Raw genomic sequence first — 14,847 nt, 5'->3', positions numbered from 1 at the left:
TTCGGCAATCCACATGGAACAAAACGACATCGACATCCGCGGATTGCTGGGCGTGCTACGCCGACAGCTGCACGTCATTCTTTACACAGTTGTGCTGATACTCGGCCTGACAACATTGTGGCTGTTCTCGCTAACACCACTCTATACAGCCTCGACGCTGATCTTGATTGATCCGTCTTCCGCGAATCTACTAGACACGGCCGAGCGACAGACATCGGCCTCCTCGGATAATGCGCGCGTTTCCTCCGAGGTTGAGATCATGCGGTCCGAGGCGATTGCCTTGGCCGTGGTGCAAAATGCCGATCTGGTCTCCTCGCCGGAATTCGGCGTACAGCTCAGCCTGCGGGACCGGGTCGAGGCGATCCTCGGATTCGAGGAAACAACAGATGTCTCCCCCGAGGTTCTGCTCAAGGGCGTGGTGAACAAGTTCAGCGATGCTATCAGCGTCAGCCGCCGTGGCCTGACCTATCTGGTTGAACTGCGGGTCACATCAGAAAGCCCGCAAACCGCGGCTGATCTGGCAAATATTACAGCCCAAACCTATATCGATCAGCAAATTCAGGCGAAAATCGGCAGTGCGCTGGCGGCCCGCGATATCATTCAGGCCCGTATCACACAGGCCGATTCCGAGCTGGTCGCCTCCGAACGCGCCTTTGACGACTTCATCGACCTGAACTTCTCCCGCATCGAGCAGGAAACCGGCCGCAGCGATCTGACTGCCCTGCGTGAGGCATTGGAGGAAATCCGCGACACCTCAACGCAGAGCCGCGTTATCGCGAACGAAGTCAGCCGCAATATCCAACTGGGTAACTGGGCGGAAATTGCAGCCTCGCTACAGGATGACACGTTGATGGCACTGCAAAGCCAGCGCGACGCACTGACCGCAGAAATTGCCAATGCCGCCTCGGATGAGGCAATCAACCTGCGCGCCGAACTGGATGCATTGGAGGCACGGCTAGCAGATGAGGCCGGCGTCGCGTTGAGCGATCTGCGCGCCGAACTAGCCGATATGGAATCCGAAGCCTCGAATTTCCAATCCGAACTGCGCTCCTCCGTGCTTGGCGCTGACTTGCCACCCGAATTGCTGACACAAATCTTCTCGATCCAGCAGCGTGGAACCTTGGCGCGGAACCAGTATCAAACTCTGCTCAGCCGTCTGCGCGACTTTGAAACACAGGCCGATCTGCAAATCGCGGATGCCCGCGTTGTGTCGCCTGCCTTTGCGCCCTCCAATCCTTCCTTTCCGGATAAGAAGCTGACACTGGCGCTCGCGCTGATGGCATCGTTGGGTCTGGGTGTTGGTCTGGGCTTCTTGCGTGAATTCTACGTGGGCGGCTTCGTGTCGGATACGCAGGCCGCAGATGTGCTGAACCTGCCGGTTTCTGCCACTGTGCCACGGATCGAGGAAACGGGCGAAACGCCTGTGGATCAGGTGGTTAAGGCGCCGCTATCTTTCTACGCTGAAGCATTGCGCCGTTTGCGCGCCTCCATCGACCAAACCTTGCTGCGCAATGGCGGCGGTACGGACGATGTGACCGTAGTCATGGTTGCCTCCACCGTTCCGGCCGAGGGTAAGACGACCACCTCGCTCAGCCTTGCACGGACCTATGCGATTTCGGGTAAACGCACGTTGCTGATCGATTGTGATCTGCGCAAGCCGTCCATCTCCAAAACACTGAGCCTAACAGGTAAAACCGGATTGCTGGACTATCTGATTGCACCGGCGGACGAACCTGTCGCCTTGGCCGACATCATGGCCCTGGATCCGCTGACCGATCTGGAAATCATCCCATCAATGGGCCGCTCCAACCGGCCAACCGATCAGTTGCTAACCTCCAAGGCGTTTACAGAGTTGATGAAGGCGGTCCGCGATCATTACGAGGTAATCATTCTGGATACACCGCCCATGCTGCCGGTGGTGGACGGACGCTATCTGGCGCATCACGCCGATGCTATAGCGCTGGTCATCAAATGGGCTGAAACACGTCAGCAGGATGTGCGTCAAACCATGAACCTGTTGAACGAGACCAAGAACGAGGGTGCTCCCATCTTCGGCGTGCTCAACCAGCAAAACGCGCGGAACCGGAAGTATTACTATCAGGGCTACTACACCTATGGCGGCGGCTACGCCCAAGAATAAACCCCGAGCGTAGCGCGTAAAACCGCTACGCCTTATAAACTGTACCCTTTTGATGCCATGCAAAGGCAGAGCCGATCATCGCATCCAGCGTTGAACGCTCTGCCTGCCAGCCCAACACTTCCCCCGCAAGGGTGGAGCCGGAGACCAATGCAACCGCGTCCCCCTCACGTCGGGCACCCTCGATCATGGGAACCTGCAAGCCGGTGACGCGCGCGACGGCACTGACCACCTCACGCACAGAAAATCCACGGCCGGTGCCAAGGTTGAACGCCGTTTCAACCCCGCCCCGCGCCAGATGGTCGAGGCCGAGGATATGCGCAGCAACCAGATCCTCAACATGCACATAATCGCGAATACAGGTGCCATCGGGGGTCGGATAATCGGTGCCGAACAGGGTCAACGCCCCGCGCCGACCGGTTGCCGCCTGCAATGCTAGCGGGATCAGGTGGGTCTCGGGATCATGAGCCTCACCAATCTCGCCGTCCACATCTGCACCCGCTACGTTGAAATAGCGAAAGGACACATGCGCAATGTCATAGGCGCGGCCATAATCGGCCAACATCGCTTCAACCGCAGCCTTTGATGCGCCATAGGCGTTGAGCGGCGCAAAGCCCGCTTGCTCATCCAATACCACGCCGTCCCGATCACCATATGTCGCACAGGTTGAGGAAAACACGATCCGTCGACATCCCGCCTTGGCCATCGCATCCAACAGCCCCATCGAGCCACCAACATTGTTGCGCCAATACAAACCCGGTTCACGGCTCGCCTCGCCAACATTGCTCAGCGCGGCGAAATGCATCACGGCCTCGGGCTGCCATTTAGCGAAGACCTCGTCTAGCCTGTCGCCACTATGCAGATCGCCCCGCTCAAACGGACCGAAACGAACGGCCTCCTCCCAACCTGTCACAAGGTTATCATACGCAATCGGCACATGACCTGCCTTCGCCAGCGCCTTACATGCGTGACTACCAATGTAGCCAGCGCCCCCTGTAACGAGAATATTTGCCATCAGCCTGCCTCTTCCACGTTAAATCGGATAATCAACTATCATGCGCAACAGCGCTGATCGACATCAATATCAACGCAATATACCGGCAAAAAATCAACGGCACTCGAAAGTATGTATTTTCTGAAATCATTCAGTTCGCACTCAATTACGCTTATAGAAGATGATGGAAATCAACGATATATCGTCCTTAACTCCGTGAAACTTCCAGTGCAAAGCGTGATAAATATTCCAGAACAACACATCTTGCTGTCATAGTAGGTGTATAGAAACCCCTACGCTTCCCCAGCCTTCCAAGGACTGCCACCATGACCGCTTCAACTGCCACCATCCATCCTCTAATCCTCGCTGGTGGTTCCGGCACGCGGCTATGGCCATTGTCACGCAAGAGCTATCCAAAACAATTCGCCCCTCTGATCGGTGAAACCAGCCTGTTTCAGCAAAGCCTGGCACGGCTTTCAGGGTCAGGATATGGCGCGCCAGTTGTGGTCACGGGGTCTGATTTCCGCTTCATCGTGACAGAGCAAATGATGGCAGCAGGGTTCGAGCCTGAGGCTGTTCTGATTGAGCCTGAGGGCCGCAACACCGCCCCCGCTATACTGGCCGCTGCATTGCATCTGAGCGCGACCGATCCGGATGCACTGATGTTGGTGGCCCCCTCGGATCACGTCATTCCTGATGCAGATGAGTTTCGCGCGGCGGTGTCGCTAGGCGCGCACGCAGCCCAGAACGGCCAAATAGTCACCTTTGGCATTCGCCCAACGACCCCCGAAACCGGCTATGGCTGGCTGGAGTTGGAGCAGGGCGCAGCCACAGGCGCGCAACCGCTGGTTCGATTTGTCGAAAAGCCGGACCCCGCAACCGCAACTACAATGCTGAATGCGGGCCATTACCTATGGAATGCCGGCCTGTTCCTGTTTTCCGCGCGCACAATCCTGGATGCGTTCGCGACCCACGCGCCTGATTTGCTGCCCCCCGTGCAGGCCGCCATCAGCAAGGCAAAACCCGATCTCGGCTTTCTACGGTTGGACCCGCAGGCATGGGCCGGCGCGCCTGATATCTCCATCGACTATGCCGTGATGGAAAAAGCCAACAACCTCACCGTTGTTCCGTTTGAGGAGCGCTGGTCCGATCTCGGCTCATGGAAGGCAGTTGCCGCGGAAATGGACGTCGACGAAAATGGTAACGCCCTCAGCGGGCCAGCCACAGCTGTTGACTGCAAAAACACGCTGCTAAGGGCAGAGGATTCCTCACAGGAGCTCGTCGGCCTGAACCTCGACAATATCGCAGTCGTGGCCATGCGCGATGCGGTGCTGGTTGCGAATATGGACAGCGCACAGGATGTGAAACTGGCGGTCAACGCGCTCAAGGAAAAGGGCGCCCCGCAGGCGACCACCTTCCCACGCTGCCACCGCCCGTGGGGTTGGTACGAAACGCTCAGCCTCGGCCCGCGTTTTCAGGTGAAACGGATCATGGTGCACCCCGGCGCCGCGCTCAGCTTGCAAAGCCACGTGCACCGCTCCGAGCATTGGACCGTGGTTGAGGGCGCCGCCATGGTCACCGTCGGTGAGGAGCGTAAACTGATGGGCGAAAACCAATCCGTCTACATCCCGCTGGGTGCTGTTCACCGTCTGGAAAACCCCGGCAAGGTCGACCTGCACCTGATCGAAGTACAGTCCGGCCCCTATCTGGGAGAGGACGACATCATCCGTTATGAGGATGTCTACGCCCGCACATAGCCGCACAACCCTTACCGATACCGGCATCCCCCGCGCCGGTATCGGTAGGCGCCGCAAATTACCGGAATCTTTACCTGCACGATGCATCACGCACAGGGTGATGCCGGAACCGGACATGCCGCGCTTTTGCTGCGCCCGCATTCGGGCATTAATCGCGCAAGGGGGACATAGCAGTGCATAAACACAATCCATACCGGGATTTCCGGGCGGATAACCGCGCGCGAACAGCATCCAGCCGCCGACCGGATCCGCAGCACCGCCACCACGGGGCGGCAATCCACGTAAACCGCTGCAAAAATAGCGAAAACCCGTGCTAGGCGTCTGGAAAGCCGGCCGCAGCTCGGGTAGCCATAACAGATACGGATCGGATACGGGTTCGCCGGAACCTAGCGGCGGGTACAGGGCACGCTGGCCCGGTTTTCGATCGGCAACCCGACCGACCTCCGCGGATGGCACCAGACAGCCGACAACGCGGCGATTTTTTTTATCAAGTATGGCCCCGCTGCGCATTGCCGGGGCTTCGCGTTTACAGGCGTCCGCGCGCGCAAACGGGGTAAACAAGAATTCAATGAAAATACTGCACGTCTGCGAAACAGCGATCGGCGGTGTTTCCACCTATTTACAGAATTTCGACAGTCATACCCCTGACCGTGTGCACAATGTCTTTCTGTTTCCGGAGGGGCACGCACAGGACCTGCCCGACACGATGCACCACTCCACCTTTGCATCCGAAAAACGCGGGCTGAAATCCATCTGGAACATGCTGGTACAATCGCGCCGCATGTTGCGCGAAACCGAACCGGATATCGTCTTTTTCCACTCCACATTCTCGCTGGCGGCGCTGGTCTTTCTGCGTCTGGCCGGATGGCGGGGCAAGGGGGTCTATATCGCGCATAGCTGGGCGATATCGCGTTATGAAAACAAGACGGGGGTTCAGGCGCGCTGTGTCCGTCTGATCGAGGGGCACCTGTGCGCGCTGGCCGATCTTGTGCTGAATATCGGGCGGGCGGATGAACGGCTGGCCAGAACTCTTGGCTATCGGGGTGTTCACAAAACCCTGGAAAATGCGGTGGCACCCACACAGGAACTGGCCCGATCCACAAACAGGCCCAGCATTGATCCCGATAGACTGAACCTGCTTTTCGTCGGGCGCTTTGACCGGCAAAAGGGGCTGGATATCCTGCTTGGCGCCTTTCGCCGCACAACCGAACACCGCACGGATCTGGCGCTGCATGTTGTGGGGGCAAAGGTCCGCAACGATGGTGGCGATATCGATCTGCCCAGGGGGGTTACCCTGTCTGGATGGGCGGAAAAGGGCAGCATGGATTCGTGGTATGCCCATGCGGATGCGCTGGTCGTGCCCTCCCGCTGGGAGGGGCTGCCGCTGGTCATCCCTGAAGCCCTGCGAAACGGCACCCCTGTTATCTGTTCACGGCGCAGCGCGATGGACGAGCTGATCGAAGAGGGGATCTCGGGCTACAGCTTCGACCTGACGGAGGATGACCTGTTCGAAATGCTGCTCTCGCTGCGCAAAAGCACCTTGCAGACGATGCGCGGCAATGCGCTGGAATCATATCAGCGCGATTTCACGATCGAGGTCTGGCAGGAACGGCTGACCGGCATATTGGATGAGCTCGTCAATGCATGAGCCACCCACCCCCGCACAACTGGAATGGATCCCGAACCTCTTCATCGCAGGGGCGCCAAAGGCAGGCACCAGTTCCGTGCATCAATGGATCGCCGCCCATCCTGACGCCACCGGATCGCGGGAAAAGGAAACTTATTTCCTCGTCGATCCGGGCACACATATGCACCGCCCCCAAGCACATATCCGTCAAGGATATGAAAGCTGGCGCGACCAGTTCGCCGCAACCGCCCGCAGCAGCGCAAAGGTTATCGTCGAATCCACCCCCGGCTATATGTACAGCGCGACAGCAAAATCGGTTATTCCCGCGCTGGCCAATGATGCCAAATGCCTGTTCATCCTGCGCGAACCGTCACAGCAGATCTATTCGCTGTACAATTACTTCCACAATAACTGGAACTGGATCCCGGACCATATGGATTTCGCCACATTTGTGGATGCGGCTCGCGCGAAAACCTGTGATTTCAATGGGAACGAGCTGGCGCAGAACGCGCTGGAAAATGCCGCCTATATCCACCACCTGCGCGAATGGAGGCAGCATCTCGGCCCGAACCGCATGATGGTGCGCAATTTCGACGAGGTCCGGCAGGATCAGGGCACCTTTATCAAGGATGTCGCGCAGTGGGTCGGCCTGTCGCCGGATTTCTATGAAAGCTATGATTTCCCGCACGAGAACGAGACCTACATGCCCGCCAGCCGCAAACTGCAGAAACTGAATGTCGCGGTACGCCACCTGCTGCCACAGGGCGCGGCCTATAATCGCCTGCGCAGCCTGTATCGTACGCTAAACACCAGTAACAAGACCCTGACACAATCCGCCACGGATACCGCCGTTCTGGCCGAATTGCGCGCCGAATTCAGGAATGTGAACGAACAGCTCTCCGCAGAATTCGGAATTCATTTCGAATAAGGACAAATTTAAAATGCCTCCGATTGCCATCTATTCAAATAATAGCGAAAGCGATAGGTCGTGAAAATTATGCGCCAGATCGGCGGCCTTGGCGCCGCCAATGTGGTTTACCTTATCAGTCAGCTTGGCGTTCTTTCACTTCTTACGAACCTTACAAATATACATACTGTTGCGGAATTCGGGTATATTATGGCAGTGGTTCAGCCACTATATATGCTGTTCCTGATGGGTTTGCGACCCAATTTATCCACGGATATCAACAGAGAATTCAGATATAGTACATTCCTGTCGGTACAGTCGATATCATCTATTCTGCTTGTTTTTATCAGCCTTATCATAATTTCATTTCTGAACGCGGATTTTATAGCGCTGGCCGTGCCCATTTGCGTGATGAAAGCTGTCGAGATGCATTCCGAGCTTTGCTACGGCGTGCTGCAACGTGCCGGACGGATCGGCCTCGTGGCACGCTCCTTGCTGATCCGCGGCCCTGTCCTGCTGCTATGCTTTGGCCTCGTTCTATACATCACGCGGGATGCGCAAACGGCGTTCTGGGTGCAAACGATCATATTGGTTCTGGTGCAAATAATGCACGACTTTCCCGCCGTTCGTAAAAGCGGCGAGTATATCAGAATTGACCCGAGCATAAGGCGAATATGTTCGCTAACACAGAACACATTTCACTTGGGCATCGGCCACTTTTTCGCATCGCTACAAACCAATATACCCAGATTCATTGTATATTCCCTGATCGGTACGGTTGCCCTGTCCTATTACACCACGATCTCGCTCATACAGCGCGCCAGCGTGGGGCTGTTCGTCACCATCGAGCAGGCAATCGGATCGCATCTCAGCAAGCTGTGGATCGAGGGCAACCGGCGGGATTTCTTCGCGCGGATCCGCACGGCCCTATATGCGGCGGCGCTGGTTTCGGCGGTGGGCATGGGACTGGCCTATCTAATCGGGAAACCATTTCTGAACATCGCCTTCGGTCCCGAATATGTACAGGCATATGGATTGCTGATGTGGATTTCGGCCGCGATTGCCCTGCGCCTGATTTCAGCGGTGATACAGGCCGCGCTGATCGCACAGCGGAATTTCCGGATTTTCAGGGTGGTTCAAACCGCCTCCCTGCTGACGACCATCCCCTTTACCGTGATCGGCATCCACTATTTCGGGCTGAACGGGGCGGGGATGGCGATGGTGGCTACCACCCTGTTTCGCACCGCCTATTTCAGTGCGGTTCTGTACCGGGCATAGATGTCAGGATCGGCCCCTCGATATCGCCGGTGATCGTGTGAATTCTGGCCAGATCATCCGCCGTCAGGATCTCGCGCCAATAGGTATTCACCGCCGCGACCGAGCGCCCCCAATCATGGGTTGTCCCGCGTGAGGGCCGGTTGCCCGCATCGCTTCTGGGGGCCTGCAACATTGCGCGGGTTCTGGCGCTTTGCTCCAGACCCAGCTTGCCGAACAGCTCCGCATAACAGGCGCGCTCGTCCTGCATCAATGCATCGGGCGTGACCAGATGCACATGATCCAGCACCCCCTGCTGCAAAAAGGGCAGATAGCACATGCGCCACAATAACGCGGCAGAAGTCACAGCCTCCCCCGCATCGGGCAGGAACCGTTCAATGATATCACAGCGACCAAAACGATCGCGCCAGCGCGGGTAAAGCTCACCCGCTCTAGAAACCCAGCCAAGCCGGAGATAGCTGGCAGCATGCGCCCGGGCCTGCCGAATGGTCAGAACCACCGGCACACCCTGTTTTGCAATATCCGCCGCCAGAAAGATCGCATGCGGATCCTTCCAGATCAGGTGCTCCGCCCCGATCCGCAACCGCGCCACCCGATAGGAATGCAGCGTGCGGCTGCCCAGAAATGCACGTTTGACAGAAAAGACCCCGCCGCGCTGCTGCGATTTCAGCCCACGCATCCGCAAGTCGCGCAAATCCTCGACCAGCGTGCCAAGCTGCTGCGCGCCCGGATCGCCGGCCATGGGAAACCATGTTTGAAACCGCCTCATCCCCGTGGGGCCCAGCGGTTCATAAAGCGATACTGTTTTTCTGGCACTGGCCAGCATATTGCCAACCGGCGTTGTCGCGGTGCGCGGCGCACCTGTTACCAGGATCAGCGAGCGGCCCATCACTTCCCCCCCGATCGCGGCGGCGCGGGCCGGTTCATGAGGCGGATCCAGAATGACGCCCATGAAAGCGGCAGGATCAGCAAGAAGACCTTTTGCGGAAATCCGGTATTCACCCCGCCCTCGAACATGAAAATCGCCAGACTGATCCCGATCACCGCCTTCCACGGATCCTCTCTCAGCCCCTTGAACGCCATATCGAACACCCGCAGCACACATCCCGAAAGCGCGGCCCCCAGAAAGATGCCCCAATATCCAAAATTCACATACCACGCGCCCATCGTGGTCACCGGCCAGCCATTGATGATCTGCGGCTGGTACACACGGCGGAACCACGGGCCGATATTGAAGGTCTCCTTTTCAGGATAGATGCTGCGCGGAATCCAGCTGAGCAGACCATTGATAAAATCCTGCCCGTGCCTGAAATCGAATAGATGACCGGTATCGCGCAACGCCAGCATCAGCGCGTCGAACTCGACAAAATGCAGGGCCGTGGACAGGCTGAGCCACGGGTTGGAATAGGTCGAGAATGTCCGCCCCGTCGCGGATGAAACCAGCTCCCCGCGCAAATTGCGCAGTGCCTCCAGCGCGGCCATGGCAAGCAGGGCATAGACCACCACCTTCACAATATTCAGCCGCGCGACCCAGTAATGCCAGACGATCCCCGATGAAACCACCATCAGCGCGATATTGTAGCGGTTTCCCCAAATATAATTCACGGCCATCGACGCGATTATGATGAATATATATCCTGCGGAACCACGGCTTATCCTGCGTATACCTGTCTTTTCCTTATTCAGACATATGATAAATCCGTATAGCGCCAGTATAGAGGCCAGCGTCGTCGCCTCCTGAAAGACGAACAAACCGCGCAGACCCTTGGCCACCTTTGAATCATACAGAAACTGCGCAACGCCGCCCGATTGCAGCACAAGGTAGAGCGTGCCCAAAATCGCAAAACATGCCGGAGCCAGCACCATCACCCGGACACCGCGCGGCTTTTCAACGCTCAAATTCGGGCCGGAGGGCAGCAGGGATGTGAACAGATGCGCCGCGGGGGTAAAGGCGAGATAACTGGAAAACAAAATCACGATCCACGCGATACAAACCAGATTGGCCCGCAGGATCAGGTTCCATTCGGTATAATTGAAAAACCCCTGCGGATAGGGCTGATCCAGCCCTAAATAATATATGAACTGCCTGAAGATCGTCAGAACGGCAAGTATAAGTGCGGTCGATATCAATGCAGGTCGAGCACGCTGAACGCCCAGAAACCCAATACCTGCCAGAAGTATTGCGTATAGGGCAAAGCTTATAACCGCAAAAATCATAAGTGACCTTTAATGGACGCTTCGTAAACTTTCATCAAGTTATTGAAATATCGCGTCCTGGAATACTTCTCGATATGATCGGATATATCGAACGGGGATAATCTGCCTGTGCCCGATATCGCCCGGGCCAACGCATCAACAGTCGGGTGATGGTACACGATACCAGTCACCCCATCCTCTACCCCCTCCTGCGCGGCATTCCAATCGCCACAAATCACCGGAACCCCACGGCCGATCGCCTCATATGCAACCAGACCGAATGTCTCGGACCACAGGCTGGGAAAAACCAGCGCATGGGCGCGGCCGATCCAGTCCTGCACCTGCGCGGGTGTTTGCCATCCTGTGATATGCGCATCGGGATTGGCGGCACGAATGGCCTGCGCCTCGGGACCGTCACCGACGAAAACCGCCTTCACCCCGGCGGCCCGTGCGGCACGGGCAAAAACCAGACCGCCCTTTTCGGGATTCAGCCGCCCGATAAACAGGAACAGATCGTTGCCGGTAAAATCCACTGGCGGCAGGTCGGGCGGCGCAACCGGATTGGGCACATAATGCAGGCGCGTGCTGTCCGCCAGATAGGGTGCCATGATCCGGCGCTGCGTTTGCGAGATATAGATCACGTCCTTAAGCCGCCGCGGAATACGCCCCGGCCCGATGGTCGCGCCCTGCCGCAAAACGCGCCAGATCTTATGCGCGGGGTGGCGCACATCACAATGCGTGGTCAGACAGCCAACGCCAAGCGCACGGCGATGGCAAATCGCGCCCTTCTGGTAATCATAAAAGCCGCCATTCGGGCAGGCCAGAAAATATTCATGCATTGTGTACACACAGGGCAACGGCCCATCCGTCATCAAGGGCCCGATCGCGGGGGACAGGGCCTTGGCATAGCCGTGGCAATGCATAACCGTATTTGATGGATCAAACCTTAACAGACACGCGCGCAATGCCGCCGCTGCCGCCCGGTTCCAGATACCGGTATAGGTGGCCTTTATCCGGTTTGGCTCGGCCAGAATGTCGTGCTGCCCCAAAACCTCGACCGCGATCCGTGGATGGGACAATGCGGCATCCGGCATGCCCACCGCGGCAAAGAAATGGACGTTGATGCCCGCATCAGCCAACAGAACGGCGGTGTCGATCGCGACCTTGGCCTGCCCGCCGTTAATATTCGCAAAATCGCTGACCAGAACAACGTTTTCAGGCCCTGTTCGTACGGTTCCCTGCGACATAGATCCAACGCCCCTGTTTGCCTCGCCCGCTGATATCATGCCGGGGTGGCGCCTGCCTGAAACAGGCGCATCTCTTTGCTAGCAAACTGTGCGCCATAGCTGAACGGGCGATTTGAGCCGCGCGCCAAGGCCGCCATCACATTCGGATCACCCCAAACGAAAACGTCCGGCAGCAGGATAGCTTTCCTGATACCGGACGATCTAATTTAAACATTGCTTGGCCGGCGTTAGTGGCCCGTTCCGCGCAGAACCACGCGCACTGTGGCCAAACAGATGCGAATGTCGTTCATCAGACTGAGATCTGCCGCATAGCGTGAATCGTAAACAACACGCGTTGCGAAGCTGGCATCGTTACGGCATGAAACCTGCCACAAGCCAGTGATGCCCGGACGCGTTGCATAATACCCGTCAGTGTCGCCGGAATACAGCTCCTGCTGGCAGGGCATAAAAGGACGGGGCCCAACAAAGCTCATATCACCACGCAGAACATTCCAGATCTGGGGTAGCTCATCGATGGAATATTTACGGATGACCCGGCCGATAGAGGTGATGCGCGGATCATTTTTGAGCTTTTGCGAAACAGCCCACTCAGTCGCGGCCACAGGATCGCTGGCGATATGCTCGGCCAAGCGCTGCTCAGCATTTACGCACATCGAGCGCAGCTTCCAGCAGGTGAATATTTTTCCGTGGCGGCCAACACGTTGCTGTGAATACAAGCCTGGCCCACCATCTCGGCGAATTGCCAGCCAAAAGAACAGAAAGACAGGAGATAGTATAATCAAAAGCACTGCCGAACCCAACAGGTCAATCATACGTTTGAGGCCATAATCATTATAGTATGAAACTGGTTTTAATGGGGTGGCGTGCAATCTGCGCGCCTCGTGGGATTCCATTATCTCGAGATCTTTCACTGCACTCTCAACTTTCTACCTAGCGACGCAATAGCCCGAAAAGCATCTAGTTCGGATAGCATCACTTCGCGCCCGCACAAAAGTATCGTCTGATGCAGACAATAGTAATTAATTAAATTTCAAAACTCAACGTAAAGCCTGATTTTTCCAATATTCACAGTCAGTACGTGTATTTTTCCACATTCAGGCTTTACCCGCAGACGTCGTTTTCGCGGTCAGTTTTTCGGTCAAGAACTCTGTTTTTTGCAGCGCAACATATCGATCCACGCCCTCTAACCAGCCCTCTCATGTGGTCTGGGGAAATGGGTGTTTTGCCATGATCGCACCCGCCACTCCTTGTAAGGATTTGGCAAATTAGCTCAAACCCTCAACGGCTTGGCTCATCATCCCTAGACAGGACATATGCTATGCCACCCGCACAAGCTCCTCTGTATTACTACAGTTATGGTCCGCTTACATGACGCATAGTCACCTATAGGAAGCATTCAAAATTGCTGTTTTTTTGCTGGCCATGATCACGACGTAGCGTTCAGTCATCCTGAAAACATCGCGGCGTGTAATTTCTGGGCACCGTGCCGTCGATGGCTCATTTTCAGGCAAAACATCGAATCCATGCGGCGATATTTCGGGAAAAGCCTGCGTGATTCGCAAATCGGCGCATTAGCCACGTTCAGTTAACATAAACTTATCGGCGCTTGGGGCGCCCCTCAATATGTCCTGCGCGGGCCCGAACAAAGCCAAGGAATGCAGCGTCCGGGTCACTAACGCGCACCTGCCCATTCGTAGCCCAATACCTGCGCCAGTCTCCTGCCAATGCATGCACATCCGCGCCCGGCATAATCGCACGCGCGGCGTCCAAGGTGGATGGGGCCAAGAACAACCCACCCTGCCCCGGTTTCGCGTGCGAAACCGGGGCAGCATCCCGGGTCACAACTTGGATCGCTGCACGCGGGTGCACGGTCAGCACATCGTTGTCAAAGCTCAGCGTGTAATCAGGCAAGTGGTTCGAGGCGACCAGATCGCGGATCATCTTGCGAAACACCCGTAGCGCCGAGGCAGAGCCGGATTTACGCGCCAGCACCTCCAGCCCGATGCGCCACTCCTCCTGTCGGCCGCAATGTTTGCGGGCGATCTCATAGACCCGCCGCTCCAGCGGTTTGCGCAGGGCAAAATAATCACGGCTCAATGTCAGAACAGATCGCGAGGTCACACCCCGAAACAACCACTCGCTCAACGTGATGGAGACGGAAATCATCCGCCCCGATTTATTCGCCCGCACGATGCGCCAGCTTTCGATCAGACCGAACCCCTCGGTCACGCTGCGCGCCTTATCCCCGGTTCCCGTCACGAGGTTGGTGGTAATCCGCGTACCTGCCAAACGCTCCAATGCAGCAACCAACCGGCGATACCCATCGCCCGAAGTTTCACGCCGTGTGGCGACCAACAGATCATGCGCCCGCAATGTCAGCTTGCGCGACACCGGACGTTCAGCGTTCAGCGCCCCGATGAGCTGACTGATGCAATAGATCAGGATGTCCTTGTCATGGATCGTGGCCAGCCCTTTGACGCTGGGCGTAATCTCGATCTGCACATCATTATGCGTGTAACTCAGCACCCGCCGGTCGGGACGGGTGCTGAGCGAGAAAACCGGGTGCTCCATGCTCGCCATATCGTCTTTGGGGATCGCGCCCAAAATATCGCACAGAAAAAAGTCCTGCCCGCTGCTCTGCACGGCGGAGATCGCCGGATCAATTGCTGCCATCGTCTACCTCACTTTCAGGCTGCTCGGCCTGACC

Annotated in this window: 11 protein-coding genes; 5 read left to right on the top strand and 6 right to left on the bottom strand. The window is 56.9% G+C overall.

Going from position 1 to position 14,847, the window contains the following annotated elements; genetic code table 11:
* Window positions 1-13 precede the first annotated feature (13 nt).
* Window positions 14-2,140: a GumC family protein gene (locus CR254_RS16455; protein WP_097931950.1), complete on the top strand. Its 2,127-nt coding sequence runs from the start codon at window positions 14-16 to the stop codon at window positions 2,138-2,140.
* A 25-nt stretch (window positions 2,141-2,165) separates the two neighbouring features.
* Here CR254_RS16455 and galE read toward each other — a convergent pair whose 3' ends face one another.
* Window positions 2,166-3,152, bottom strand: a complete 987-nt coding sequence (gene galE, locus CR254_RS16450) for a UDP-glucose 4-epimerase GalE (RefSeq protein ID WP_097931948.1) — start codon at window positions 3,150-3,152, stop codon at window positions 2,166-2,168.
* A gap of 305 nt (window positions 3,153-3,457) precedes the next feature.
* On the opposite strand from galE, the gene CR254_RS16445 reads away from it, so the two are divergent.
* From CR254_RS16445 to CR254_RS16430, 4 genes are all read left to right on the top strand, one after another.
* A complete protein-coding gene (locus CR254_RS16445) occupies window positions 3,458-4,888 on the top strand; it encodes a mannose-1-phosphate guanylyltransferase/mannose-6-phosphate isomerase (protein ID WP_097931946.1) in 1,431 nt (476 codons plus the stop codon).
* A gap of 568 nt (window positions 4,889-5,456) precedes the next feature.
* A complete protein-coding gene (locus CR254_RS16440; RefSeq protein WP_180956048.1) occupies window positions 5,457-6,536 on the top strand; it encodes a glycosyltransferase family 4 protein in 1,080 nt (359 codons plus the stop codon).
* Window positions 6,529-7,443 carry a sulfotransferase family protein gene (locus CR254_RS16435; RefSeq protein WP_180956047.1) on the top strand — a complete coding sequence of 305 codons (915 nt, stop codon included), beginning with the start codon at window positions 6,529-6,531 and terminating at the stop codon, window positions 7,441-7,443. Before CR254_RS16440 ends, CR254_RS16435 begins: the two co-directional genes overlap by 8 nt.
* A 405-nt stretch (window positions 7,444-7,848) precedes the next feature.
* Window positions 7,849-8,700 (top strand): lipopolysaccharide biosynthesis protein, encoded by an 852-nt coding sequence (locus CR254_RS16430; RefSeq protein ID WP_145996764.1) that lies wholly within the window; start codon window positions 7,849-7,851, stop codon window positions 8,698-8,700.
* Here the strand turns inward: CR254_RS16430 and CR254_RS16425 are convergent.
* From CR254_RS16425 to CR254_RS16405, 5 genes are all read right to left on the bottom strand, one after another.
* A complete protein-coding gene (locus CR254_RS16425; protein WP_097931938.1) occupies window positions 8,675-9,586 on the bottom strand; it encodes a hypothetical protein in 912 nt (303 codons plus the stop codon). The genes CR254_RS16430 and CR254_RS16425 overlap by 26 nt on opposite strands.
* A complete protein-coding gene (locus CR254_RS16420; protein ID WP_097931936.1) occupies window positions 9,586-10,914 on the bottom strand; it encodes an oligosaccharide repeat unit polymerase in 1,329 nt (442 codons plus the stop codon). Before CR254_RS16420 ends, CR254_RS16425 begins: the two co-directional genes overlap by 1 nt.
* Window positions 10,911-12,140: a glycosyltransferase family 4 protein gene (locus tag CR254_RS16415; protein WP_180956046.1), complete on the bottom strand. Its 1,230-nt coding sequence runs from the start codon at window positions 12,138-12,140 to the stop codon at window positions 10,911-10,913. Before CR254_RS16415 ends, CR254_RS16420 begins: the two co-directional genes overlap by 4 nt.
* Window positions 12,141-12,367: 227 nt before the next feature.
* Complete coding sequence (locus CR254_RS16410) at window positions 12,368-13,051, bottom strand: sugar transferase (RefSeq protein WP_145996763.1); 684 nt, start codon at window positions 13,049-13,051, stop codon at window positions 12,368-12,370.
* 685 nt (window positions 13,052-13,736) lie between these two features.
* The gene (locus CR254_RS16405) at window positions 13,737-14,813 is read right to left on the bottom strand and encodes a replication initiator protein A (RefSeq protein WP_097931931.1); all 1,077 of its coding nucleotides are present in this window, start codon (window positions 14,811-14,813) and stop codon (window positions 13,737-13,739) included.
* Between the last annotated feature and the right edge of the window lie 34 nt (window positions 14,814-14,847).

Source organism: Pontivivens marinum (assembly GCF_900231835.1).
Lineage (GTDB): Bacteria > Pseudomonadota > Alphaproteobacteria > Rhodobacterales > Rhodobacteraceae > Pontivivens > Pontivivens marinum.
This window is presented reverse-complemented; position numbering and strand designations above follow the sequence as displayed.

Bases quoted from the DNA above. Each gene is read 5' to 3' on its own strand.
- CR254_RS16455 (WP_097931950.1), top strand. From the start codon at position 14: ATGGAACAAAACGACATCGACATCCGCGGATTGCTGGGCGTGCTACGC.
- galE (WP_097931948.1), bottom strand. From the start codon at position 3,152: ATGGCAAATATTCTCGTTACAGGGGGCGCTGGCTACATTGGTAGTCAC.
- CR254_RS16445 (WP_097931946.1), top strand. From the start codon at position 3,458: ATGACCGCTTCAACTGCCACCATCCATCCTCTAATCCTCGCTGGTGGT.
- CR254_RS16440 (WP_180956048.1), top strand. From the start codon at position 5,457: ATGAAAATACTGCACGTCTGCGAAACAGCGATCGGCGGTGTTTCCACC.
- CR254_RS16435 (WP_180956047.1), top strand. From the start codon at position 6,529: ATGCATGAGCCACCCACCCCCGCACAACTGGAATGGATCCCGAACCTC.
- CR254_RS16430 (WP_145996764.1), top strand. From the start codon at position 7,849: ATGCATTCCGAGCTTTGCTACGGCGTGCTGCAACGTGCCGGACGGATC.
- CR254_RS16425 (WP_097931938.1), bottom strand. From the start codon at position 9,586: ATGGGCCGCTCGCTGATCCTGGTAACAGGTGCGCCGCGCACCGCGACA.
- CR254_RS16420 (WP_097931936.1), bottom strand. From the start codon at position 10,914: ATGATTTTTGCGGTTATAAGCTTTGCCCTATACGCAATACTTCTGGCA.
- CR254_RS16415 (WP_180956046.1), bottom strand. From the start codon at position 12,140: ATGTCGCAGGGAACCGTACGAACAGGGCCTGAAAACGTTGTTCTGGTC.
- CR254_RS16405 (WP_097931931.1), bottom strand. From the start codon at position 14,813: ATGGCAGCAATTGATCCGGCGATCTCCGCCGTGCAGAGCAGCGGGCAG.